The 24,056-nt window shown below is 49.3% G+C and carries 23 protein-coding genes; 4 read left to right on the top strand and 19 right to left on the bottom strand.

Annotation, left to right across the window (positions count from 1 at the left end; genetic code table 11):
* Positions 1-519: 519 nt before the first annotated feature.
* The gene (ccoG, locus tag CX651_RS17585) at positions 520-1,947 is read right to left on the bottom strand and encodes a cytochrome c oxidase accessory protein CcoG (RefSeq protein ID WP_101057250.1); all 1,428 of its coding nucleotides are present in this window, start codon (positions 1,945-1,947) and stop codon (positions 520-522) included.
* Positions 1,948-2,034: 87 nt separating this feature from the next.
* On the opposite strand from ccoG, the gene CX651_RS17580 reads away from it, so the two are divergent.
* The 3 genes from CX651_RS17580 to CX651_RS17570 all read left to right on the top strand — a co-directional run bounded on the left by CX651_RS17580 (position 2,035) and on the right by CX651_RS17570 (position 3,734).
* Positions 2,035-2,385 carry a hypothetical protein gene (locus tag CX651_RS17580; protein WP_101057248.1) on the top strand — a complete coding sequence of 117 codons (351 nt, stop codon included), beginning with the start codon at positions 2,035-2,037 and terminating at the stop codon, positions 2,383-2,385.
* 110 nt (positions 2,386-2,495) lie between these two features.
* Positions 2,496-3,398, top strand: a complete 903-nt coding sequence (locus CX651_RS17575; RefSeq protein WP_101057246.1) for a 1,4-dihydroxy-2-naphthoyl-CoA synthase — start codon at positions 2,496-2,498, stop codon at positions 3,396-3,398.
* Between the two features lie 132 nt (positions 3,399-3,530).
* A complete protein-coding gene (locus CX651_RS17570; protein ID WP_101057244.1) occupies positions 3,531-3,734 on the top strand; it encodes a DUF2061 domain-containing protein in 204 nt (67 codons plus the stop codon).
* Between the two features lie 47 nt (positions 3,735-3,781).
* On the opposite strand, the gene glmS is transcribed toward CX651_RS17570, so the two are convergent.
* The 18 genes from glmS to mioC all read right to left on the bottom strand — a co-directional run bounded on the left by glmS (position 3,782) and on the right by mioC (position 22,836).
* On the bottom strand, positions 3,782-5,611 hold the full coding sequence (gene glmS / locus CX651_RS17565) for a glutamine--fructose-6-phosphate transaminase (isomerizing) (protein WP_101057242.1): 1,830 nt from the start codon (positions 5,609-5,611) through the stop codon (positions 3,782-3,784).
* Between the two features lie 24 nt (positions 5,612-5,635).
* Positions 5,636-6,406, bottom strand: coding sequence for a DeoR/GlpR family DNA-binding transcription regulator (locus tag CX651_RS17560; RefSeq protein WP_101057240.1), 771 nt, complete (start codon positions 6,404-6,406; stop codon positions 5,636-5,638).
* Positions 6,407-6,628: 222 nt separating this feature from the next.
* Complete coding sequence (locus CX651_RS17555) at positions 6,629-8,719, bottom strand: TonB-dependent siderophore receptor (RefSeq protein WP_101057238.1); 2,091 nt, start codon at positions 8,717-8,719, stop codon at positions 6,629-6,631.
* Between the two features lie 180 nt (positions 8,720-8,899).
* Positions 8,900-10,264, bottom strand: coding sequence for a bifunctional UDP-N-acetylglucosamine diphosphorylase/glucosamine-1-phosphate N-acetyltransferase GlmU (gene glmU / locus CX651_RS17550; protein ID WP_101057252.1), 1,365 nt, complete (start codon positions 10,262-10,264; stop codon positions 8,900-8,902).
* 153 nt (positions 10,265-10,417) lie between these two features.
* A complete protein-coding gene (locus CX651_RS17545; RefSeq protein ID WP_025011732.1) occupies positions 10,418-10,846 on the bottom strand; it encodes a F0F1 ATP synthase subunit epsilon in 429 nt (142 codons plus the stop codon).
* Positions 10,847-10,882: 36 nt separating this feature from the next.
* A complete protein-coding gene (gene atpD, locus CX651_RS17540; protein WP_039035954.1) occupies positions 10,883-12,271 on the bottom strand; it encodes a F0F1 ATP synthase subunit beta in 1,389 nt (462 codons plus the stop codon).
* Between the two features lie 35 nt (positions 12,272-12,306).
* Positions 12,307-13,167 carry a F0F1 ATP synthase subunit gamma gene (gene atpG, locus CX651_RS17535; protein WP_039035953.1) on the bottom strand — a complete coding sequence of 287 codons (861 nt, stop codon included), beginning with the start codon at positions 13,165-13,167 and terminating at the stop codon, positions 12,307-12,309.
* A 50-nt stretch (positions 13,168-13,217) separates the two neighbouring features.
* Positions 13,218-14,759, bottom strand: a complete 1,542-nt coding sequence (atpA, locus tag CX651_RS17530) for a F0F1 ATP synthase subunit alpha (protein WP_039035952.1) — start codon at positions 14,757-14,759, stop codon at positions 13,218-13,220.
* Positions 14,760-14,773: 14 nt separating this feature from the next.
* Complete coding sequence (gene atpH, locus CX651_RS17525) at positions 14,774-15,307, bottom strand: F0F1 ATP synthase subunit delta (RefSeq protein ID WP_039035951.1); 534 nt, start codon at positions 15,305-15,307, stop codon at positions 14,774-14,776.
* A gap of 15 nt (positions 15,308-15,322) precedes the next feature.
* Positions 15,323-15,793 (bottom strand): F0F1 ATP synthase subunit B, encoded by a 471-nt coding sequence (gene atpF, locus CX651_RS17520; protein ID WP_028780952.1) that lies wholly within the window; start codon positions 15,791-15,793, stop codon positions 15,323-15,325.
* A gap of 37 nt (positions 15,794-15,830) precedes the next feature.
* Complete coding sequence (gene atpE / locus CX651_RS17515) at positions 15,831-16,082, bottom strand: F0F1 ATP synthase subunit C (protein WP_025011729.1); 252 nt, start codon at positions 16,080-16,082, stop codon at positions 15,831-15,833.
* Positions 16,083-16,148: 66 nt separating this feature from the next.
* A complete protein-coding gene (atpB, locus tag CX651_RS17510; protein WP_039035950.1) occupies positions 16,149-16,943 on the bottom strand; it encodes a F0F1 ATP synthase subunit A in 795 nt (264 codons plus the stop codon).
* A 12-nt stretch (positions 16,944-16,955) separates the two neighbouring features.
* Positions 16,956-17,339, bottom strand: coding sequence for an ATP synthase subunit I (locus CX651_RS17505; protein ID WP_101057236.1), 384 nt, complete (start codon positions 17,337-17,339; stop codon positions 16,956-16,958).
* A 225-nt stretch (positions 17,340-17,564) separates the two neighbouring features.
* Positions 17,565-18,446, bottom strand: a complete 882-nt coding sequence (locus tag CX651_RS17500; RefSeq protein WP_039035948.1) for a ParB/RepB/Spo0J family partition protein — start codon at positions 18,444-18,446, stop codon at positions 17,565-17,567.
* Between the two features lie 10 nt (positions 18,447-18,456).
* Positions 18,457-19,245 (bottom strand): ParA family protein, encoded by a 789-nt coding sequence (locus CX651_RS17495; RefSeq protein WP_039035962.1) that lies wholly within the window; start codon positions 19,243-19,245, stop codon positions 18,457-18,459.
* A gap of 86 nt (positions 19,246-19,331) precedes the next feature.
* On the bottom strand, positions 19,332-19,955 hold the full coding sequence (gene rsmG, locus CX651_RS17490; RefSeq protein WP_101057234.1) for a 16S rRNA (guanine(527)-N(7))-methyltransferase RsmG: 624 nt from the start codon (positions 19,953-19,955) through the stop codon (positions 19,332-19,334).
* 100 nt (positions 19,956-20,055) lie between these two features.
* Positions 20,056-21,945, bottom strand: a complete 1,890-nt coding sequence (gene mnmG / locus CX651_RS17485; protein ID WP_101057232.1) for a tRNA uridine-5-carboxymethylaminomethyl(34) synthesis enzyme MnmG — start codon at positions 21,943-21,945, stop codon at positions 20,056-20,058.
* Positions 21,946-22,395: 450 nt separating this feature from the next.
* The gene (mioC, locus tag CX651_RS17480; protein ID WP_101057230.1) at positions 22,396-22,836 is read right to left on the bottom strand and encodes an FMN-binding protein MioC; all 441 of its coding nucleotides are present in this window, start codon (positions 22,834-22,836) and stop codon (positions 22,396-22,398) included.
* A gap of 148 nt (positions 22,837-22,984) precedes the next feature.
* Between mioC and CX651_RS17475 the strand changes: the two genes are divergently transcribed.
* Entirely contained in the window at positions 22,985-23,836 is an 852-nt protein-coding gene (locus CX651_RS17475) for an endonuclease/exonuclease/phosphatase family protein (RefSeq protein WP_101057228.1), read from the top strand.
* Positions 23,837-24,056: the final 220 nt, after the last annotated feature.

Raw genomic sequence — 24,056 nt, 5'->3', positions numbered from 1 at the left:
AGAAGTCGGATCGTAGCCATGTCGTTCTGTGAGCCAAGGAGTTGCGGATACGAATTGTCTTCCTAAGACCGCTTGGCCTCCGACGTATGAACACTCTTCATCGAGTTAAATCGTTTTGTCGATTTCTCAATGCCTGTGAGTGTCCACACAGATTTGCTTGTTTATCTTGTTAAAGAGCAATCCCTTAGGCGCTGTGGCCATCGGGTCAGGGCTGCGTATTCTACGCTTTCCTGCTGCGGCGTCAAGAGGTATTTACCATCTTTTTTTCGCCTGCCGTTGAAAGGACTCAAGAGCCTCATTTCTTCGACCCTGTCACGTCTTTCGCGTTGCCGCTGTGCCGTGTCAGTGGGAGCGCATTATAGGGAGCCAAAACTTTTGTGCAAGGGCTAAATCTTAGAAAAACAGGATTAATTTATCGTTCGCTCACAAAAGCAGCCAAACGGCCAAAAAAGCGATATTTTTTGATGAAAAAAGGGGCTCTCGCCCCTTTTTATCCATCTAAGAGTTGTTTCTTAAAACTTAAGGCCCGAAGAAACGTGACTCCTGTTTGGCTTCAACCGTCTCACCATCAACTTCAGTAGTGACAATAAAGTCTATCTTGGTAATAGGACGTTTCAGCTCAACAGGGTCGACCGCCACACTGATAGGCAGCGTCAATACTTCACCGGCCGCAATCTGCACTGTTTGTGGGCCATGCCACTTATAGTTGTTCAACCCATCAATGTGCATCTGGTACTCGTGGGCCGTTTCCGTTTTGTTCAATATCTTCAAAGTGAAGGTATTCTCTGTCATCCCCTGAGTGTTCTCAGTATAGAGCTGATTCCGGTCACGAATGATATCGATGCGCACAGGGGCGATATTGGCACTGGCGTAGATAAACACCAAAATCATCGCGGTAAGCACAACACCATAACCCACCAGCTTGGGACGCAGCACTTTTTCCTTGATCCCTTCCAGTTTGTTTTCCGTGGTGTAACTGATAAGGCCTTTGGCATATCCCATACGTTCCATGGTGGAGTCACAGGCATCGATACAGGCGCCACAGTTGATACATTCGTACTGCAGGCCATTACGGATATCAATCCCTGTCGGACAGACCTGAACACAGAGATCACAATCGATACAGTCGCCCAGCCCCAGAGCTTTGGGATCAGCCTTACGGGAGCGGGGACCGCGAGTTTCACCACGCTTGGTGTCATAGCCAACAATATAAGTGTTCTTATCGAACATGGCAGCCTGGAAACGCGCATAGGGACACATGTGAATACACATAATTTCCCGCATCCAGCCGGCATTACCATAGGTTGCCAGAGTGAAGAGAATGACCCAGAAGTACACGGCGCCGCTGGCCTGTAAGGTAAATACCTCGAGGTATACTTCTCTGGAGGGCACAAAATAAGACACAAATGTCATGGCCGTCAGCAAGGAGATCAGCAACCAGGCAGTATGCTTGGCCGTTTTGCGCCAGAGCTTGTCAAAACTCCAGGGCATCTGATCCAACTTCATCCTTTTGTTGCGTGCCCCTTCGAGCTTTTCTTCAAACCAGATAAAAATGAAGGTCCACACCGTCTGCGGGCAGGTGTAGCCGCACCAGACCCTTCCCAGGTAGGTAGTGACAAAAAACAGTGCAAAGGCGGCAATCATAAACAAGGCCGCCAGCAACGTCAGATCCTGAGGCCAGATAGTCAAGCCGAATACATGAAACTTCTGCTCCGCCAGGTTAAACCAGACTGCCTGCCTATCCCCCCAGGGAAGCCAGGGCAAGATGAGGAAAAACAGCATAGCTATCCATCCCATCCGCCGCCTTAACGTACTCCAGAGACCATCAACCGCACGAACGTAAATTCGGTTGCGAGGATTAAAGCGGTCTGCTTTACTCGCATCAGGCTGGTGAATCTTGATTCGATTGGCTTTCGAATAATCCTTATTGCTCGACTCTTCACTCATCTTTACAGCCTTTTACTGCTTATTGTATAAAAACTGGCGTATTATACCTTGTAACACAAGGGTTATTAACCTTAGTTGGACTAAATGATGAAAGGCTGGATTATTTTGGCAATATTGGCCGGAGTGCTTTATTACCTGGTCACTCAGACGGATAAGCTCGATGAGCCTATTGCCCAAACCGAAGCATTAGTAAAGAAAATTGAACGCAAGCTGGATGCCATGACGGGCACGCAGATCATTCGTCTCGATCAGAGAAAGGCCCGCCTCAAGGCAGATATTGCCGAGCGCTTGTCGGCTTATGAGCTACAGGAGCTGGACGGCATACTGACCACGCCAGATACCCTGATGGACTTCAAAGACGAGTATTGTCGCGGCAATGTCATATCTCATCCGGTTTTCAGCAAAGATAATCTGTTATTCATCTGCGATAACCTCTGAATAAAGCCGCGGGTTTTGTCGACAGTCGCAAAACCCGCACCTGAAATCATTGACCTCCCATGCCAATCCACCTAGCCTTTGAGCCATTATCAATATAGGGGCTGTTTGTTATGACATCTTTTGTTTCCGATACTTTTGAACCTGAATTGTGGGAAGAGGTTGCTGGGTTCACTTTTGAAGACATCACTTACCACAGAGCCAAATCTCAAGGTACGGTGCGAATTGCCATTAACCGTCCCGACTGCCTGAACGCTTTTCGTCCCAAAACGGTTGATGAACTTTACATAGCCCTGGATCACGCCCGGCAATGGTCTGATGTAGGTTGTGTGCTGTTAACGGGTAATGGTCCATCGGCCAAGGGGCAATATTCCTTCTCCTCCGGTGGCGATCAGCGTATTCGCGGCAAGGACGGCTACAAATATGAAGGTGAGGAAGCCGGTAAGGCCGATTTGGCTCGCATGGGCCGCCTGCATATTCTCGAAGTGCAGCGCTTGATCCGCTTTATGCCCAAGGTCGTCATAGCCGTTGTTCCCGGTTGGGCGGTCGGTGGCGGTCACAGCTTGCATGTGGTGTGCGATCTGACACTGGCATCGAAAGAACATGCCGTTTTCAAACAGACAGACCCGGATGTAGCCAGCTTTGATTCCGGCTATGGCAGTGCTTATCTGGCGAAGATGATAGGCCAGAAGCGGGCAAGAGAAATATTTTTCTGTGGCTTTAACTACAGTGCCGATGAAGCTTTTGCCATGGGCATGGTTAACCGTTCGGTTCCTCATGCAGAACTTGAAACCGAAGCTCTGCGCTGGGCCAAGGAGATCAACTCCAAGTCCCCAACCGCAATGCGCATGCTCAAATATGGCTTTAACCTGCCTGATGATGGTTTGGTTGGCCAGCAACTATTTGCCGGTGAAGCGACCCGTTTGGCCTATGGCACAGCCGAGGCCCAGGAAGGCCGAGACGCGTTTCTTGAAAAACGCGATCAGGACTTTTCCAGCTTCCCTTGGCACTACTGATAGTCTTAGACGACTAAAGGCCGCATAAGCGGCCTTTTTAATAGATAAAAACGGTCAAATTAATCTGTTAAACTCTCTTTCAATTATTAATGAGAATTATTATCATTAAATTATCAAGAGAGGAGAACCGCCATGATTAAGACAATGACCTTTGCCATACTGCACTTCAGCGTAGCCTTTACCATCACTTATCTGCTTACCGGAAGTGCGCTTATAGGTGGTGCAGTGGCCCTGATAGAACCCAGTATCAACACAGTTGTTTTCTACTTCCACGAAAAGGTCTGGAAGAGGTACGAAGCAAAAAAGCAGCAGCGGCTGACACAATTAACCGCCTGAGCATACACTCAGGCGATTAGTGGCAACACTTTCAGGCTTGAGCCCAATTACTCAACAGTAACCGACTTGGCCAAGTTTCTTGGCTGATCCACATCAGTCCCTTTGATCAGGGCAACATGGTATGACAGCAACTGCAGCGGAATGGTGTAAATAAGCGGTGCCATAAACTCATCACAATGTGGCACAGGAATTACCTTCATGGTGTCATCGGATGCAAATTCAGCATCAACATCGGCAAACACATACATCAAGCCACCACGGGCACGCACTTCTTCCACATTGGACTTAAGCTTTTCAAGCAGTTCATTATTAGGTGCCACCACTATCACAGGCATGTCGGCATCGATCAGCGCCAATGGTCCATGTTTCAGCTCTCCGGATGCATAAGCTTCGGCATGAATATAGGAAATCTCCTTCAGCTTCAGCGCACCTTCCATCGCTATGGGGTACTGATCGCCACGTCCCAGGAACAGGGCATGACTCTTGTCGGCAAAGTCTTCTGCCAGCTCGGCAATGGCATCATCCAACCCCAGAGCCTGCTCCACTTTAGCCGGCATAGACTGCAGACTCTGGGCGATTGCCGCCTGCATTTCCACACTCATGCTGTTATAACGTCCCAGTGCCGCCGTCAGCATCAACAAACCGGCCAACTGTACGGTAAAGGCCTTGGTGGAAGCCACACCTATCTCGGCACCGGCTTTCATCATATATGCCATGTCGGACTCGCGAACCAGCGAGGATCCGGGGGCGTTACATATGGTCAGGGTTGCCTTGTACCCCATCTCTTTGGCCAAACGCATAGCCGCCAGGGTATCGGCCGTTTCACCGGATTGAGAAATAGTGACCAACAGGCTGTTGGGGAACAGATGCGACTTGCGGTAGCGGAATTCAGAGGCGATTTCCACATTACAGGAAACGCCGGCCCAATCTTCCAGCCAATAACGTGCTGCCATACCGGCATGGTAACTGGTACCACAGGCAATGATCTGTACGTGTTTGATATCTTTGAGAAGCTCGGCTGCATTATCACCAAAGGCACTATCCAGCACCCGCTGCTGGGCAATTCGGCCTTCGAGAGTACGGGCCAGCGCCATTGGCTGCTCATAGATCTCTTTAAGCATATAGTGACGATACTCGCCCTTGTCACCGGCATCATGGGTGATTTCAGATTCTTTCTTTTCACGTACAACCGGGTTACCGTCCAGATCATAGATATGGACCTCACGGCGAGTCACTTCGGCAACATCACCCTCTTCCAGGAAGGCAAAAGTACGGGTCACCGGCAGCAGCGCCAACTGATCCGAAGCAACGAAGTTTTCTCCCAGGCCAAAGCCTATTACCAATGGGCTGCCACTGCGGGCGACCACCAGCCGCTCAGGGTCACGGCGGTCGATGACCACAGTGCCATAGGCACCTTCCAGTTGTTTGACTGTGGCTTGTACCGCCGCCAGCAAGCCGGGGGCAGACTTGAGCTCATGGTCAACCAGATGACAAATGACTTCTGTATCTGTATCTGAGTTGAACTGATAACCCAAGCCCTTGAGCATCTCCCGCAATTTAGCGTGATTTTCAATAATCCCGTTGTGCACCACGGCTATGTCACTGCCGGATTGATGTGGATGCGCGTTGCGCTCACTGGGCTCACCATGGGTCGCCCAGCGGGTATGGGCTATGCCGGTACCACCGGCCAAAGGAGCAGTTTGCAAAGCATCGGCCAACTCCTGCACCTTGCCAACTCTGCGGGTACGGGTCAGTTCACCTTGGTGAATGACAGCCACACCGGCCGAATCATAGCCACGATATTCCAGGCGTTTCAGTCCCTCGATCAAGATTTCAGCAACATCCCTTTGCGCTACTGCGCCAACAATTCCACACATATCAATATCCGCTTAATTTAAAGTTTATGCTGTAAAAGGGGCCAAGATCAGCTTTACCCCTTGATTTGAAATACTTTCAGCGGCTGCATCAGGCAGCCTATTATCTGTCACCAGGGTAGTGACTAACTCCCAGGGCAACTCAAGATTAGGAATTCTGCGACCCACCTTTTCCGATTCGAGCAACACCACTACATCCCGAGAAACATCCGCCATCACCCGGCTGAGTCCAATCAATTCATTGAAAGTGGTGGTGCCTCGCTGCAAGTCAATGCCATCGGCGCCGATAAAAAGCTGGTCAAAGTTGTAGGATCGCAATACTTGCTCAGCCACCTGTCCTTGAAAAGATTCGGAGTGGGGGTCCCAGGTGCCCCCCGTCATCAAGAGTGTGGGCTCGTTTTCCAATTCATGTATCGCATTGGCCAACTGCAGGGAATTGGTCATGACCACCAGCCCGCGCTTATCATTGAGCTCAGGAATAAGCCCCAAAGTGGTGCTGCCACAATCTATGATGATGCGGTTATGATCTTTGATAAGTCCGGCAGCGGCCTGAGCTATGGCCAACTTGTTGCGGGAAGGTGGTTCAGACAAGGTCTGGGTTATCTCTTGAGGAACGACGACGGCGCCACCATAACGACGCAGCAGCAAACCGGTTTTCTCCAGGGCTGCCAAGTCTTTACGTATGGTCACTTCCGAAGTTTCAAACTTCAGCGCCAAGGCATCGACACTGACTTCACCCTGCTGCTGCAGCAGGGTAACTATGGCGTGACGCCTTTGTTGAGTGTTGCGTTTGGTCATTCCAGACTGAATAAGTTTCGATTCGAAAGGCGAATTATATAACTTCGAAACCTAAACGCAATTACTGAGTGAAAAAAGCCGTTAGTAATTCAGCCGATATACAGGCATGCCTTAAAGCCAGCCCGAGCCTGGGCGCATCGCAAGAAGCATTAGATTTCATCCATAAAAAAATGCCGGTCACGGAGTGGCCGGCATTGCTGTTAGCATGACATCTATTGGCGATTAAAACTTGGCTTCCAGCGCCAGGCTCACATGACGACCTTCACCCACAGTCACGTCAGTATTGGAACCGCCGGCAAGATATTCTTTATCAAACAGATTCTTCATGTTAACCCTTACGCTGACATCTGTTCCCATCACATCCATGGTATAGGCGGCGCCCAGGTCAAAACGTACATAACCATCTTTGGTGATCATATTCTCTTTATCAGCAAATCGTTCACCGACATAGACGGCACCAAAATTCAGAGCCAATGCTTCTGTCATCTCATAACGGGTCCAAATATTGGCCGACCATTCAGGCGCATCTATCGGCGTTTTACCATTGAGGCTATCTTCTGCAGGGCGATCATACTCTGCATCCAGGTACATCATGGAACCTGTCATAAACCACTTATCACTGAGTCGTCCCTGAGCACCCATCTCAAACCCTTTATGATGCTGTTCACCACTCTGAGTGGTTATTGACTCACCAGCTCCCAAGTCTTGAGTCACGGTAACATTGGATACGGTTATATCAAACACGGCACCTGTCAGTAATAATCCACCATCGAACAGTTCCCACTTGGTGCCAATTTCGTACTGTTCCCCATATTCAGGATCCAGATTCATCTTGTCATTGACATCATTAGGATCATTAACGCTCCCTTGGGGACTGAAGCTCTTTGAGTAATTCACATAGATACTGCCGTTATCCATAGGCGAATAGATCACCCCAAATTTAGGTGAAACGGCATAGCTGTTGTTCCCGGCACCATCCTTCTTTTGTTCGTCATAACGAACACCGGCCAACAGTTTCCACTGTTCATTGATAGTAACCAGGTCCTGAATATAAAAACCATAATGCTTATAGTCGCTTTCACTGAGTGAAGTATCGTTATGATAGTCCAAGCCTGGATTTGCGATGGGCTGGCCAGGCATGACAGAAACACTCGTGCCTTTTTCGCGCAACTGCCCATAGTAATAATCCAACATATTGGCACCGATCAGGAACTGATGTTCCAGAAAGCCGGTACTGAAGTTACCGGTAATATCAATGAACCCTGTTTTATGTTGCCAATCATCATAACGATCGAATGGACTCACAGTGTAGCCATCTGTAAACGGGTCCTCAGAACCTTTGATCAAGCTTGGAAGAGAGTCCAACCGTTGGCGGTTGAACTGCTGATCATTGTAGCCGGCCTTCACTTTCCAGTTATCGCTGATAAAGTAAGTGAGTTCGGCCCCTAAATTTTCGATGGTATTGTCAGTAAACGCCCATGGCATATCCCAGATAATATCCCGGCCACCAATGAGCTCTCCCTTGCTGTTCAACCAACCACCACGATCTATTCCGGTTTTATCTTGGGTGCGGTCATATTTCAGTGACAGCAAAAGATCATCGGTAATATCAAACTCCAGATTCAGGTAGCCCAGCCAACGATCTCTTTCCTGATTTTCACCATTCTGATATTCGCGCCAATACTGGGTATCCTGCTTAACCAACACAGTGCGATAACGGATAGTTTGAGCTTCATTGAGACTACCACCGGCGTCCAGCTGAAAACGGGTAGAGCCGTTGTCATCGGTATCAAACCCCAGGTTAAACAGTGTGTCGTAGGTCGGCTTCTTGGTTACCATATTGATCAAGCCTCCAGGGCCTGACTGGCCGTAGAGCATACTGGAGGGGCCCTTAAGCACTTCTACCTGCTGCAGGGTTTCAATAGGTTGCACATAGTGCGACCACTGCTGCTGACCATTGATCAGGTACCCAGAACCTGAGTCCAACTCAAAACCACGAATATTAAATACCTGGCGATTCCATTTTTCACTGCCACTGGTCACGCTTGAGTCATTCACCAATACTTCAGCCAGGTTGGTTGCCAGCTGTTCATCGGTAACAAAGTCGGGGATAACGGTAACGGATTGAGGTGTATCCATCAGATTGATATCACCACGCATCGCGCCTGAGGCGACGCCGGTCTTATAATCATTGAAGCTACGGCCGGTAACACTGATACGTTCAATATCTTCTGGTACTTGCTCTGCCGCCAGTGGCATTGAAGAGATAGCAGCCACCACAGCCATACCTACACAGGAAAACTTAAACCTCATAATCACCTCATTCTCTATGCCGGACCGGCAATCAGTTTTATTTTGCCAGCAAATATAAATGAGAAGGATTAGTATTTGAGTTTCTTTACAGATATTTACAATTAAATATGATTGACTTCAAACCCTTAAACGGGTTTGTGAGATAGAAAGCACCCGAGTGGGTGCTTTCATTTAGAGGAATTATTTCTTGTGCTTTTGTGGACGCTTCCAGCCCTTGATATGTTTCTGCTTGACCCTGGTGATAACCAGTTCATCGACGCCGACATCACGGGTTACAGTGGAACCAGCTCCCAGAGTGGCTCCCTTACCTATGGTGACAGGAGCAACCAACTGGGTGTCACTACCGACAAACACCTCATCTTCAATAACGGTCAGATGTTTGTTGGCGCCATCATAGTTACAGGTAATGGTACCGGCACCTATGTTTACCCCTTGACCAATTTGTGCATCCCCGAGGTAAGCCAGGTGTCCGGCCTTGGAGCCAACGCCAAGTACGGCTTTCTTCATCTCAACAAAATTGCCTATGTGGGCATCCTGCTTAAGTTCAGCACCCGGACGTAGACGAGCAAACGGGCCGGCACTGGCGCCATCACCCAACTTGGCGCCCTCGACTATGCTGTAAGGCTTAATCTCGGCGTTGTCGGCAATCTCACAATCGATAAGGATAGCCCCGGCGCCTACAGTCACGTTATTACCCAGCACCACTTTACCTTCGAAGATCACATTGATATCGATCATCACATCCATGCCGACAGTCACTTCACCGCGAACATCGATACGTGCCGGATCTCTGAGATTGGCACCATCCAACATCAAGGCTTCAGCACAGCGTTGCTGATAAGCACGTTCCAACGCCGCTAGCTGCACCCTGTTGTTGGCGCCTTCGGTCTCTATGGAATTAACTGGATGAGCCGTATCTATGGCCACCCCATCGGTATGAGCCATGGCGATCACATCGGTAAGATAGTACTCGCCCTGAGCATTATTGTTTTCCAAGCGCCCGAGCCAGTTTTTCAATTGTTTGCCCGGCAATGCCATGATGCCGCTGTTGATCTCATTAATCTTGAGTTGCTCGGGAGTAGCATCTTTCTGCTCGACTATGCCAACCACCTTGCCATGCTCGCGCACCATACGGCCATAGCCACTTGGATCATCCAGATGTACCGTCAGTACGGCTACGCCATCGTTTTGCCTGGCAGCAAGCAGGGCTTCCAGTGTTTCCTTACGGGTGAGGGGAACGTCGCCATAGAGCACCAATACAGTGTCATTGTCATCTATATGGGGAATCGCCTGGGCTACCGCGTGGCCTGTGCCCAGTTGTTCAGCCTGCAGTACAAAGTTAAGCGGTTGCTCGCCCAGCTCCGTCATCAGCTTGTCGCCGCCATAACCGTAAACCAGATTGATCTTGTCGGCATTAAGTGAATGAGCCGTATCAATCACATGCTGCACCATGGGCTTGTGGGCAACCTTATGCAGAACTTTAGGCAGATCTGAACGCATCCGGGTCCCTTTCCCGGCAGCGAGAATTACAACATTCAATGACATGAGAGATTCCTTTTCTTTGGGCTGGCGCAAGTGTACCGGAATCACGGTAAAAATGCAGCGCTCACGCAGCTTGGAAGCTTGCAAATCTGCTTGGGCAATAGGAATAACAGACACAAAAAAGGCGCCCTGAGGCGCCTTTTTTCAGCAGTGCTGTTATCTGGCAATGTTCTTCTTGATGGTCTCAACGACCCGCAACTGAGCCACGGCCTTAGCCAGTTCAATTGCTGCCGCAGCATAATCGAAGTCAGCACCGGCATCGGCCATATGGGCTTCTGCACGACGCTTGGCTTCTACTGCGGCCTGCTCGTCAATCTCATCGGCACGCATTACAACATCAGCCAATACGGACACGGAGTTGGGTTGAACTTCCAGTAAACCACCTGAAAGGTAAAACACCTCTTCCTGACCATTTTGTTTGACGATGCGCGCCATGCCAGGTTTGATATTGGTCAGCAGCGGAGTGTGGCCGGGCATAATACCCAGTTCACCCTCAGAACCTGTTACCTGTAAATGGGCAACAAGGCCTGAAAAGATTTTGCTCTCTGCACTGACGATATCAAGCTGTACTGTCATGGCTGCCATCCCGTTCTCCTTACCAAACTATGCAATATTGCCTAGTTATTTCTTGTTGGCTTTCTCAACGGCTTCGTCGATAGAACCAACCATGTAGAACGCTTGCTCTGGCAGGTGATCGAACTCACCGTCCAGAATTCCCTTGAAGCCACGGATGGTGTCTTTCAGGGGCACGTACTTACCTGGAGAACCGGTAAAGACTTCAGCTACGTGGAATGGCTGAGACAGGAAACGCTCGATCTTACGGGCGCGGGATACTGTCATCTTGTCGTCATCTGACAACTCGTCCATACCCAGAATAGCGATGATGTCTTTCAGCTCTTTGTAACGCTGCAGAACTGTCTGTACACCGTTTGCCACGTCATAGTGCTCTTGGCCAACAACCTGTGGATCCAGCTGACGAGAGGTGGAATCCAGTGGGTCAACCGCTGGGTAGATACCCAGAGAAGCGATTTGACGAGACAGTACCACAGTCGCATCCAAGTGGGCGAAGGTGGTTGCCGGGCTTGGGTCAGTCAAGTCATCCGCAGGTACGTATACCGCTTGTACCGAAGTGATAGAACCCACTTTGGTAGAAGTAATACGTTCTTGCAGAACACCCATCTCTTCAGCCAGTGTTGGCTGATAACCCACAGCAGAAGGCATACGACCCAGCAGTGCCGATACTTCGGTACCAGCCAGGGTGTAACGGTAGATGTTGTCAACGAACAACAGTACGTCACGACCTTCGTCACGGAACTTCTCGGCCATAGTCAGACCGGTCAGAGCAACACGCAGACGGTTACCTGGTGGCTCGTTCATCTGACCGTACACCATGGCTACCTTGTCCAGTACGCCTGAGTCTTTCATCTCGTAGTAGAAGTCGTTACCTTCACGGGTACGCTCACCTACACCGGCGAATACGGACAGACCTGAGTGGGCTTTAGCGATGTTGTTGATCAGTTCCATCATGTTAACTGTCTTACCAACACCCGCACCACCGAACAGACCTACTTTACCACCCTTGGCGAACGGACATACCAGGTCAATAACCTTGATGCCGGTCTCCAGCAATTCAGTGGTGTTAGATTGCTCTTCATAAGAAGGAGCATCACGGTGGATGATATAACGCTCATCTTCACCGATAGCGCCCGCTTCATCCACAGGCTCACCCAGAACGTTCATGATACGGCCAAGGGTCGCAGCCCCAACCGGAACGGAAATTGGTGAACCAGAGTTTTCTACCTCGATACCACGACGCAGACCATCGGAAGAACCCATGGCGATGGTACGAACTACACCACCACCCAGCTGTTGCTGAACTTCCAGCACCAAGCCTTTACAGGCGCCTTCGCCTGTGATCTTCAGAGCGTCATATACCTGAGGTACGGTATCTTGTGGAAACTCAACGTCCACAACCGCGCCAATCACTTGGACAACAGTACCTGTGCTCATGATTAATCCTCTAAAACTTGTATTCGTTACCCAGCCTAAACCGCGGCTGCACCTGACACAATTTCCGACAGTTCTTGCGTAATCGCCGCCTGACGGGCCTTGTTGTATACCAGTTGCAGATCATCGATCAGCGTGCCGGCGTTGTCTGTTGCTGCCTTCATGGCCACCATACGGGCAGCCTGCTCGGAAGCAATGTTTTCAACGACACCCTGATACACCTGAGACTCCACATAACGAACCAAAAGCTTGTCCAACAAGACCTTTGGATCTGGCTCATAGATGTAGTCCCAGCGATGCGCTACGTCATCTTCGTCTGATTTAGGCAAAGGTAGCAGCTGCTCGATCACAGGAGTCTGCGTCATGGTATTAACAAACTTGTTGAATACCACATACAGACGATCCAGCTTGCCTTCGTTGTAAGCCTGGAGCATTACTCGCACAGTACCAATCAGGTCAGCGAGCTTGGGAGCATCACCTAAACCTGAAGCATGGGCCTGCACCTTGCCACCAAAGCTTTTGAAAAACTGAACACTGCGAGCACCGATAGGGCAGAATTCAACTTCCGCACCTTGCTCTTTCCAGCTTTTCACGTCTGCGACAACCTTCTTGAACAGGTTGACGTTCAGACCACCACAAAGGCCACGGTCGGTTGCCACTACTATGTAACCAACCCGCTTGGGTTCTCTCACCTCCAGGTAGGGGTGTTTGTACTCCAGAGAACCCTGAGCGACGTGACCGATCACCTTACGCATGCTCTCCGCATATGGACGGCTTGCAGCCATGCGGTCCTGCGCCTTGCGCATTTTGCTGGCTGCCACCATTTCCATGGCGGACGTGATCTTCTGAGTGTTTTTCACACTCGCGATCTTGGTTTTAATCTCTTTAGCGCCGGCCATCTCTACTCTCCAATCTGGACCTGAGGTGCCTTATGACACCTCGCATGTATTTACCAGGTTTGGGTTGCCACGAACTTGTCGAGACCAGCCTTCAGCTCAGCTTCGATTTCGGCATTGTAATCACCGCTATCGTTGATCAGCTTCATCAGCTCAGCATGCTCGCCGTTCATGAAAGAGAGCAGAGCGGCTTCGAAGTCACCGATCTTCTTCAGCTCAATACCTTTCAGGTAGCCTTTTTCAGCTGCAAAAATAGATACAGCTTGGTCAGCTACGCTCATAGGAGCGTATTGCTTTTGCTTCATCAGTTCGGTTACACGCTCACCGTGCTCCAGCTGGGCACGAGTTGCATCGTCAAGGTCAGACGCAAACTGTGAGAACGCAGCAAGCTCTCGATACTGTGCCAGAGCAGTACGGATACCGCCGGACAGTTTCTTGATGATCTTGGTCTGAGCCGCACCACCTACACGAGAAACAGAGATACCTGGGTTAACCGCTGGACGCAGGCCAGAGTTGAACAGGTCAGTTTCAAGGAAGATCTGACCATCGGTAATAGAAATTACGTTGGTCGGTACGAACGCAGATACGTCACCTGCCTGGGTTTCAATAATTGGCAGAGCGGTCAAAGAACCGGTCTTGCCTTTTACTTCGCCATTGGTGAACTTCTCAACGTACTCTTCGTTCACGCGGGAAGCACGTTCCAGCAGACGAGAGTGTAGATAGAATACGTCACCTGGGTAAGCTTCACGGCCTGGTGGACGCTTCAGCAGCAGTGAGATCTGACGGTAAGCAACGGCCTGCTTGGACAGGTCATCATAAACTATCAGTGCATCTTCACCGCGGTCACGGAAATATTCACCCATGGTACAACCAGAGTATGGTGCCAGGTATTGCAGGGCAGCCGCTTCAGAAGCAGTAGCAACCACAACAATAGTGTTGGCCAGAGCACCGTGCTCTTCCAGCTTGCGTACTACGTTGGCAATAGTAGAAGCCTTCTGGCCTACTGCAACGTACACACACTTGATGCCGGAATCTTTCTGGTTGATGATGGCGTCGATAGCCATCGCAGTTTTACCAGTTTGACGGTCACCGATGATCAGCTCACGCTGACCGCGACCGATAGGGATCATGGCATCAACCGCCTTATAACCGGTTTGTACCGGTTGAGATACGGATTGACGCTCAATAACACCAGGAGCAATCATTTCAACAGGCGCAAAACCATCGTTGTCGATTGGTCCTTTACCGTCGATTGGCTCACCCAGAGTGTTAACAACACGTCCCAGCAGACCACGACCCACTGGAACTTCCAGAATACGGCCAGTGGTTTTAACTTTTACGCCCTCAGCCAAACCGGCATAAGGACCCATAACTACGGCACCTACAGAATCACGTTCAAGGTTCAACGCGATTGCATAACGGTTGCCAGGCAGTTCGATCATCTCACCCTGCATTACATCGGCCAGGCCGTGAATGCGGATGATGCCGTCACTGACCGAAACGATAGTACCTTCGTTGCGGGCTTCACTGACGACTTCGAACTGCTCGATCCGCTGCTTAATCAGATCGCTGATTTCAGTGGAATTCAGTTGCATGCTCAAACTCCCAATTACGACTGCAGCTTATCAGACAGGCGGTTTAATTTACCGCGGACGGATCCATCTATCACCAGATCCCCTGCCTTGATAATAATACCGGCGATAAGCTCGGCATCGACGCTGCAATTCAGCTTAACTTTGCGTGCGAGACGTTTCTCTAAAGAAACACTGATCTGCTGTTGCTGCTCAGAGCTAAGCTCAGTAGCAGAGACCACGTTGGCTTCGATTTCCTTAGCCCATTCGTGGCGAAACTCAGCATAGAGCTGAGATACAGCAGACAGTACCTCCAAGCGACCGTTTTCAGCCATTACCTTGATCAGATTTTGACCGTGCTCATCAATTTGCTCGCCACAGATATTGATAAAGAGTGCAGCTAGCTTATTGCTGGACATAGATCCAGCCAGCAGTGGCTTCATGGATTCGTTTTCACTCACCATTGCCGCGAAATCGAGCATTTCTGCCCAGTTTTCTACTGCTTGATGTTCAACAGCAAAGTCAAAAGCTGCCTTAGCGTAAGGGCGAGCAATGGTGGTTAACTCAGCCATAACTCAACTCCCTTATCAAATTTCAGCAACTAGTTTATTAACTATGTCGCTTTGGGCGGCTTCATCAATCGAACGCTCGAGGATCTTCTCTGCACCAGTGATGGCAAGAGTCGCAACCTGCTTACGCAGTTCCTCTTTCACGCGATTACGTTCAGCTTCAATTTCTGCTTTACCCTGAGCAATGATTTTCGCACGCTCAGCGTCTGCTTCAGCTTTGGCTTCATCAATAATCTGAGCCTTGCGCTTGTTGGCAGACTCAATGATTTCGTTGGCTGTAGCCTTGGCGTCTTTCAGTTGGTCAGTCGCTTTCGCTTGAGCCAACTCCAGGTCTTTTGCTGCACGGTCAGCGTCAGCAAGACCATCAGCAATCCTTTTCTGGCGCGCTTCGATGGCATTCATCAAAGGGGGCCATACAAACTTCATGCAGAACCACACGAAGATAATAAAGGCGACCGTCTGACCGATTAGGGTAGCGTTGATATTCACAACAGCCTCCTATTTAGAGTTAAGACAGAAGCGTTTATTACAGCATTGCACCCAGTGGGTTAGTAAACAGCATGTAAAGTGCAATACCTACACCGATCATGGTCACGGCATCGAGCAGACCCGCTACAATGAACATCTTAACTTGCAGCATAGGGGCCATTTCTGGCTGACGCGCAGCGCCTTCCAGGAACTTACCACCCAAAAGGCCGAAACCGATAGCGGTACCCAGTGCACCCAAACCAATGAGCAGAGCAACAGCAATTGCAGTAAAGCCCAGAATCGTTTCCATCTGTATCTCCAGTATCTAAATCTGTGTTGGTTGATGATTTAGTTTAAAAAATTTCTTCAGCAGTCCTTAATGATCTTCATGAGCCATGCTTAGGTAAACGATAGTCAGCATCATGAAAATAAACGCTTGCAGCGTGATAACCAGAATATGGAAGATCAGCCAGCCCAGTTGCAGAGTCACACCCAGAGCAGCAATCGCCAAGTTGGTACCATACATCAGCGCAATAAGGATGAAGATCAACTCACCTGCATACAAGTTACCAAAAAGACGTAGCCCCAATGAAATAGGTTTAGCTATCAAGGTAACAGTTTCGAGCAGGAAGTTGACGGGTATCATTGCCCAATGGTTGAAGGGCTGTAGCGTCAGTTCTTTCGCAAATCCTGACACACCTTTGACCTTGATGCTGTAGTAAATAATCAGCACAAACACGCCCAACGCGAGGCTGAAAGTGATGTTAAGGTCAGTAGTCGGTACTATCTTCAGATAAGGCACACCAGCCAAAGCGGCAGTATGTGGTATCCAGTCAACTGGCACCATATCCATGAGGTTCATCATGAATACCCACATAAAAATAGTCAGAGCAAGAGGTGCAATCAAAGCATTGCGACCGTGGAATGTATCTTTAACGCTGTTGTCGACAAACTCGACGATCATTTCGATAAAGCATTGAAGCTTACCGGGAACGCCAGAGGTTGCTTTTTTACCAACGCTGCGGAACAACCACAGAAACAGCACGCCAAGACCAACCGAAAAGAGCAATGAATCAATGTGCCATGTCCAGAAACCTTCACCAACGGTAAGGTTGGTAAGGTGATGCTGGATATAGCCCTGCGGTGTTAATGTTTCACCAGGTGCAGCCATGATTCATCCCACTTAACTTTGCTTGAAGTACAAAGGAGCTGCCCAATGCACAATCAACGCCAGTACATAGCAAATAAAAAGGGGCATGAATGCGACCTTTAAATTGATAAATACCAGCGAAAACAACGCTATTGTCAACAGCAACTTTACCGCTTCCCCCCAGTAAAAGCCTTTGAGAACCTTACCGGCAGAGCTTGCTCCCATATGGGAAAAAGCCAGGGTCGCGAATACAAAATTAGGGAGCACAGCTATGGCAGTTCCTGCCAGAGCAGAATAGCCAAACTGGGCTCCCCACACGGCAAAGAAGATAATTGAAGCACCCCCAGCTATCGCCGCCTGCATCATCACCAATTTATAGGCTGACCAACGGCCACGACGCGCTAAAACCTTACTCAATTATTCTTCTCCGCATTCCTACTTTTTGTTTCGATGACCGGACTACAAATATCCGTATAGAGTCGAGGTACAAAAAGCTTGCGAAAGTATACCTTTTCAAGTCTTGTTTGCAACTTTGAGATAAGTAAAAACCTCACCTTTTAACGTGATACAGCCCCAAATTCGCATAAATGCAATATTAACAAACGTCACAAATTTACACTAAATAGCGTTAACGACGTTTTTTTAATGGATTTTGGCAAGAATGCCGTCTAATTCAGCCAGATTTTGATAGTTAATTACAATTTTTCCCTTTCCCTTACTACCGTGGGAAATGGAAACTTTTGCACCTAACCTTTCAATTAACTGACTCTCCAGACGAGCAACATCGGTATCTTTTACAGGCTTTTCGGCCTCTTTGGCAGGATTTAAGACTTTATTAACCAATCGTTCTGTTTCACGAACGGTCAATTCCTTCGCTACCACCAATCGGGCAACAGAAGTTTGCTCCTCACCTTGCAAGGCAAGCAAGGCTCGGGCATGACCCATCTCAATATCACCGTACTCCAGTAACCGCTTTACCGGTTCATTCAATCCATTGAGTCGCAGCAAGTTCGAAACGGTAGCCCGTGATTTTCCCACAGCATCAGCTATTTGTTGGTGAGTAAGATCAAATTCTTCGATCAAACGGTTAAGCGCAATAGCCTCTTCCATGGCATTGAGATCTTCCCGCTGAATGTTTTCTATCAGGGCGATAGCCACAGCAGCCTCATCGGCAACCTGCTTAACTATACAGGGCACCTTGTCCAACTTGGCCAGCTGCGCCGCACGCCAGCGACGTTCACCGGCGATTATTTCATATTTGTCATCACTGATCTTACGCACCACTATGGGCTGAATAACGCCCTGAGCCTTGATAGATTCAGCCAGCTCTTCCAGCGCCTCCGGCGACATATCTTTACGGGGTTGATACTTACCGGGCTGCAGCAGATCCACATCCAAAGTCAGCAGGGTTTCGCCGGCATCAACCTTGGATTGCTCGGCATCATCACGCTTCTTACTCGCCGCATGGCTGGTACTCAAAAGTGCGTCCAGGCCCTTGCCCAGACCCCGTTTCTTCAGTGTCATGCTCATTCCTTTATGCCTGTTTCGCTTGCTGATTCTGCTCTGAGCGACGAATTATTTCGCCAGCTAAAGCCAGATAGGCCTTGGCCCCAGCGCTACTCTTGTCATAGTACATAGCCGGAGCGCCAAAACTCGGCGCTTCGGCCAAGCGAATATTTCTTGGGATCACAGTGCGGTAAACCTTGTCACCGAAATGCTGTTTCAACTGATCGGAAACATCGTTGGCCAGACGGTTGCGGGGATCGTACATGGTTCTGAGTATTCCCTCGATCCCGAGCTTGGGGTTAACCATGGCCGCCAATTTGGAAATGGTATCCATCAGGGCGGTCAAGCCTTCCAGGGCATAATACTCACACTGCATGGGAACCAATACTGAGTCGGCCGCCGACATGGCGTTCACTGTTAACATATTCAGCGAAGGAGGGCAGTCGATAAAGATAAAGTCGTACTCATCCTGCACCTTTGCCAAGGCGTTGCGCAGGCGAATCTCCCTGGCAAAGAACTCCATCAATTTGATTTCGGCGGCTGTCACATCACCATTGGCGGCAATGAGATCGTATTTTCCGGCAGTGTTACGCACGACGACTTCGTCAAAACTCTTTTCTTCCACCAGCAACTCATAGGCGGTGTTTTCAACTTCGTATTTGTCGACGCCACTCCCCATGGTGGCATTGCCCTGGGGATCCAGATCGATCAATAGCACCCGCCGCTTGGTTGCCGCCAAAGAGGCAGCCAAATTAACACAAGTTGTTGTTTTTCCAACGCCACCTTTCTGGTTGGCTACGGCAATAATTCTCGCCACACTGTCACCTTGTCTGTCAATTTTGTTATTGATGCCCGGTTCCGTTTGCATCAAGTTGCTTGATACGCCAGCCAATTGCAAGGCATTCAAACCTGGGGAGCTATGATCAGCAGATGTCTCTGTTCATCCAATTTTGGAACCTTGAGTTCAATGGATTCCCTGATGCTGTACCCCTCAGGGATCCCGGTTAACTCATCAGGGTTCAGTTGCCCTTTAAGGGCATAGAATACTCCATTTTGCGCCGGCAAATGCTGACACCAGCTTAACATGTCTGCCACTGAGGCAAAGGCACGGCTTAGCACACCGTCAAACCCTTGCGGATCCTGAAAGGCTTCCACCCGGCTCTCAACCGACTGTATATTTTTCAATTTGAGTTCAATCTGAACCTGTTTTTGAAAACGGATCCGCTTACCCAAACTATCGAGCAGCACAAATTCTTTATCCGGATTCAAAATCGCCAGCGGGATGCCGGGCAACCCAGGTCCTGTGCCCACGTCGATAAAACGCTGTCCCTTGATATGAGGAGAGACGACCAGGCTATCCATGATATGACGGATGAGCATCTGCTCAGGTTCGCGCACCGAGGTCAGGTTATAGGCCTTATTCCATTTGTTGAGCATGGCGACAAATCCCAGCAACTGTAGCTGCTGCTCATCCGATGCATTGAGGCCTGTCTCAGCCAGATATGTTTTTAACTGTGCTGCAAGCACGGGTATTCTCCCCAGAAAAATACTGCGGGGCTATTATGCGGCCCCAAAACGGCCAAGGGAAGCATCTACAGCTTCCCCGGCTCTGGAATGGTTTACTGTATCAGGCCGTGCGGCGCAGTAATCCCCGTTTTTTCAGATGTACCAGCAAAATGGAGATGGCTGCCGGAGTTACCCCCGAGATCCTGGAAGCCTGGCCTATAGTCTCCGGTTTATGGGCATTGAGCTTGGCGATCACTTCGTTGGATAAGCCTGGCACTTCGTTGTAATCGAGCTCCAGCGGCAGGCCGGTATTTTCGTTGCGCTGTGCTTTGGCGATCTCTTCCTGTTGGCGCTGAATATAACCGGCATATTTAACCTGGATCTGCACCTGTTCAGCCGCTTGACGATCCTCTAGCCCCGGCCCAAAACCTTCAATCCCCATAAGCTTGTCATAGTCCAACTCAGGACGACGCAGCAGCTCTTCAAACGAAGCTTCGCGAGATATTGGCGTATTGAGATGCGGATTCAGCGCTTCAACCAAAGGTGAATTAACATGGATCCATTGACTGCGCAGGCGTTGCAGTTCAGATTCAATAGCTTCAACTTTGGCCGAGAACTTGGCCCAGCGCTGATCGTCAACCAGTCCTAGCTCACGGCCTTTCTCGGTCAGACGCAGATCGGCATTGTCTTCACGCAGCAGCAAGCGGTATTCGGCACGACTGGTGAACATGCGATAGGGCTCCTTGGTGCCCAAAGTCGATAGATCATCCACCAGCACGCCAAGATAAGCCTGATCCCGTCTAGGTGCCCAAGCGTCTTTACCTTGCACCTGTAAAGCCGCGTTCATACCGGCCAACAGGCCTTGAGCTCCTGCTTCTTCATAACCTGTGGTGCCGTTGATTTGACCTGCAAAGAACAACCCATTTATGGTTTTGGTTTCCAGCGAATTTTTCAGATCTCTGGGATCAAAGTAATCATATTCAATGGCATAGCCAGGGCGCATGATCTCGGCATTTTCCATCCCCTTGATCGAGCGGACCAAAGCAATTTGCACATCGAATGGCAAACTAGTGGAGATACCGTTGGGGTATAGCTCATTGGTATTGAGTCCCTCAGGTTCAATAAAGATCTGATGCGAACTCTTATCGGCAAAGCGATGGATCTTGTCTTCAATAGATGGACAGTACCTAGGGCCTATCCCTTCTATAACCCCTGAATACATGGGGCTTCTGTCCAAACCGCCACGAATTATCTCGTGAGTTTTTTCATTGGTATGGGTGATATAGCAAGAGATCTGCTGTGGATGCTGACTCACATCACCGATAAAAGACATCACAGGAAGAGGATTATCTCCCTGCTGTTCAGTCATCTGCTCGAAGTCGACGCTGCGAGCATCGATACGAGGCGGCGTCCCCGTCTTGAGGCGGCCAACCCGAATTGGTAATTCTCTGAGTCTGTGGGCCAGCGCGATCGCAGGAGGATCACCGGCACGACCACCACTGTAGTTTTCCAATCCGATATGGATCTTACCTCCCAGGAAAGTTCCTGCCGTCAACACCACAGCAGGAGCTTCAAAGGCTAGTCCCATTTGGGTGACAACCCCAATAACTCTGTTGTTTTCAACAACCAGATCGTCAACAGCTTGTTGGAAGATCCTTAGGTTGGGCTGGTTTTGCAATATCTGTTGGATCTTTTGTCGATACAAGGAACGATCTGCTTGGGCTCTGGTAGCTCTTACCGCTGGACCCTTACTTGAATTCAGGGTTCTGAACTGGATCCCGGCATAATCAGTTGCTGTTGCCATGGCGCCACCCAAAGCATCTATCTCTTTAACCAAGTGCCCTTTACCTATTCCCCCTATAGCCGGGTTACAGGACATCTGACCCAAAGTGTCAATATTGTGGGTCAAGAGCAGAGTATTTACTCCCATTCTGGCAGCTGCCAATGCGGCTTCAGTTCCGGCATGACCACCACCTACAACAATTACATCAAACCGTTCATGAAAACGCATAGATTTACCTTTGGCTGAGCAAGGGAAGAAAAAGGAATTTCAGCCGATCATTTTAGCACCTGTAAGGATTCAGGTGAATGCTCTATTTCATGCAGATGGATCGCAAGGGATCTGCCTTATAGATCTTAAGATCTTTATATAGATCTTCTTACTATGTTTACTATTAGGATCGGGATTTTCTGTGGGTAACAATATTAAATCTTTTAAAACATATAGTTAGGCTTAACTCAACCTGTGATCTCTTGGCGATCTATCTCCATTAAAGCTGGGGATAGATCGCGATCTTATCCACAAGGGGGATCTTGCCTGCATTCAGGATCCGATTCATGCAAAGATTGATCAGATCAAAATAAAGTATTATCCACAGAGTTATCTTTTTTTTAGCTGATCTGTGGGTAAGTTAGGTCTAAATTGTGAGTACTTGATGCTTTATTCAGTTGCAAATCTGTTTTAGAGCTTGCCTAACCAGCTATCGAGCCATGCCAGTGCTGGATCTTCCGGTACGGGATCGTACTGAACATCGATCTGGATCTTATCCACATAGGATTGGGCGCCAAGGGCGCTCAGTTGTTGCAACAGCTTTTCCGGGCCTTGACAGAAAGTATCGTAACTCGAGTCTCCGATCGCGCATAAAGCGAACCGACACTCTTGCAGGGGGAGGTTTGATTGAAGTAATTCCTGATAAAAAGGCTGCAAATTATCCGGAAGATCGCCGGCTCCATGGGTAGAGGAAACGATCAACCAAAGGGCTTTGGGATCCAGTTGCTCCAATTTTGGGGTTAGGTACAGGCTTGTCTGATGGCCGTTTTGTTCAAGCTTATTGATGAGTTCTTCGGCGACATATTCGGCTCCTCCTAAGGTGGTTCCGACCAATACTTCGACTTTCGCCATGATAATCCTCTCTGTATGTAGCGCCTGGCGCCTTGATTTTATAAGCCCATATTAATCCAATTTGCGGTGACAGACAGCCTTGGGTAACCTGAGTTTGAGTACTATTACATTGATCCTGTTGTAGGCTCTTTCTGCGCTTGAGGCTGATATGAAACTGAAGTGGTTGCTGATCCTACCGTTGCTTTCTTTGCTGGTGATACTCGGGGGATGGCATTGGTTGTTTACTGTACCGGCAAATGTTCAACTGCAATCTGATAGGGGTGATACCAATACCGGCGCGGCTTGTATCCAAACGCCAAAGGCAAAGGCGCTGGATAATAATGGCGAGTTTGGTGTGTTGACCTGGAATATTCAGAAACAGCAAAATGGCTTATGGCGTTCTCGTCTTAATGATTTTGCAACAGGCAGGCAATTGGTGCTATTGCAGGAAGCCAGTCTTGATCCCGGCATGTATCTCTATTTGAGTGCCGCGCAGTGGTTTTGGCGTTTCGCCAATGCTTTCAGTGTATTGGATACTCCGGCCGGAGTGATGAATCTGTCGAGCAGTGCTCCCTTGAGCAGTTGCGGCTACCGTACTCTTGAGCCCTGGCTGCGGTTGCCCAAGACGGCCTTGGTCGCTAAATATCCTTTGTCTGATGGCTCATTATTGACTGTGGTCAATGTCCATGGAATTAACTTCAGTGTCGGTATTGAGGAATATCGACAGCAACTCAAGTCTTTGACCGAAGCCCTTGCCGAGGAAAGAGTCATGGGGCCTATTATTTTGGCGGGCGATTTCAATACCTGGAGTGAGGAACGCAGTATGCTGCTGGCAGACTTCGCTTCTTCTTTGGGTTTGAATGAGGCTCATTTTGGCGAGGATAACAGGGTGAGAGTTCTGGGGTATCCTTTGGATCATCTCTTTTATCGAGGATTGAAACCCAAAGAGCTGTATGTGCCGGAAACAGATGTGTCGGATCACAATCCTATGGTCGCCAGCTTTGTGATTGCCGAGCGCTAGGCCATAAGGAAGGTGCGAACAAGTCCCATGCGTTCTCTGCGTCGGCTTACGGGCATGGATGCAAGGCGTGGTTCGCAGCAAATGGCCTTAGTCCTTTGTAAGAAGCACAACACAGCAGGCAGGCCTGTAAGCCACGCCCTTCGGGGCTTACACAGCAACCGGCTCTCTGCGTTATCCGACTTTGACAGGCCCCGGCATGCCTTCAGTCAGATGCCTTGAA

The sequence above is a fragment of the Shewanella chilikensis genome, assembly GCF_002836945.1.
In the GTDB taxonomy this organism is placed as follows: Bacteria; Pseudomonadota; Gammaproteobacteria; order Enterobacterales; family Shewanellaceae; genus Shewanella; species Shewanella chilikensis.
This window is presented reverse-complemented; position numbering and strand designations above follow the sequence as displayed.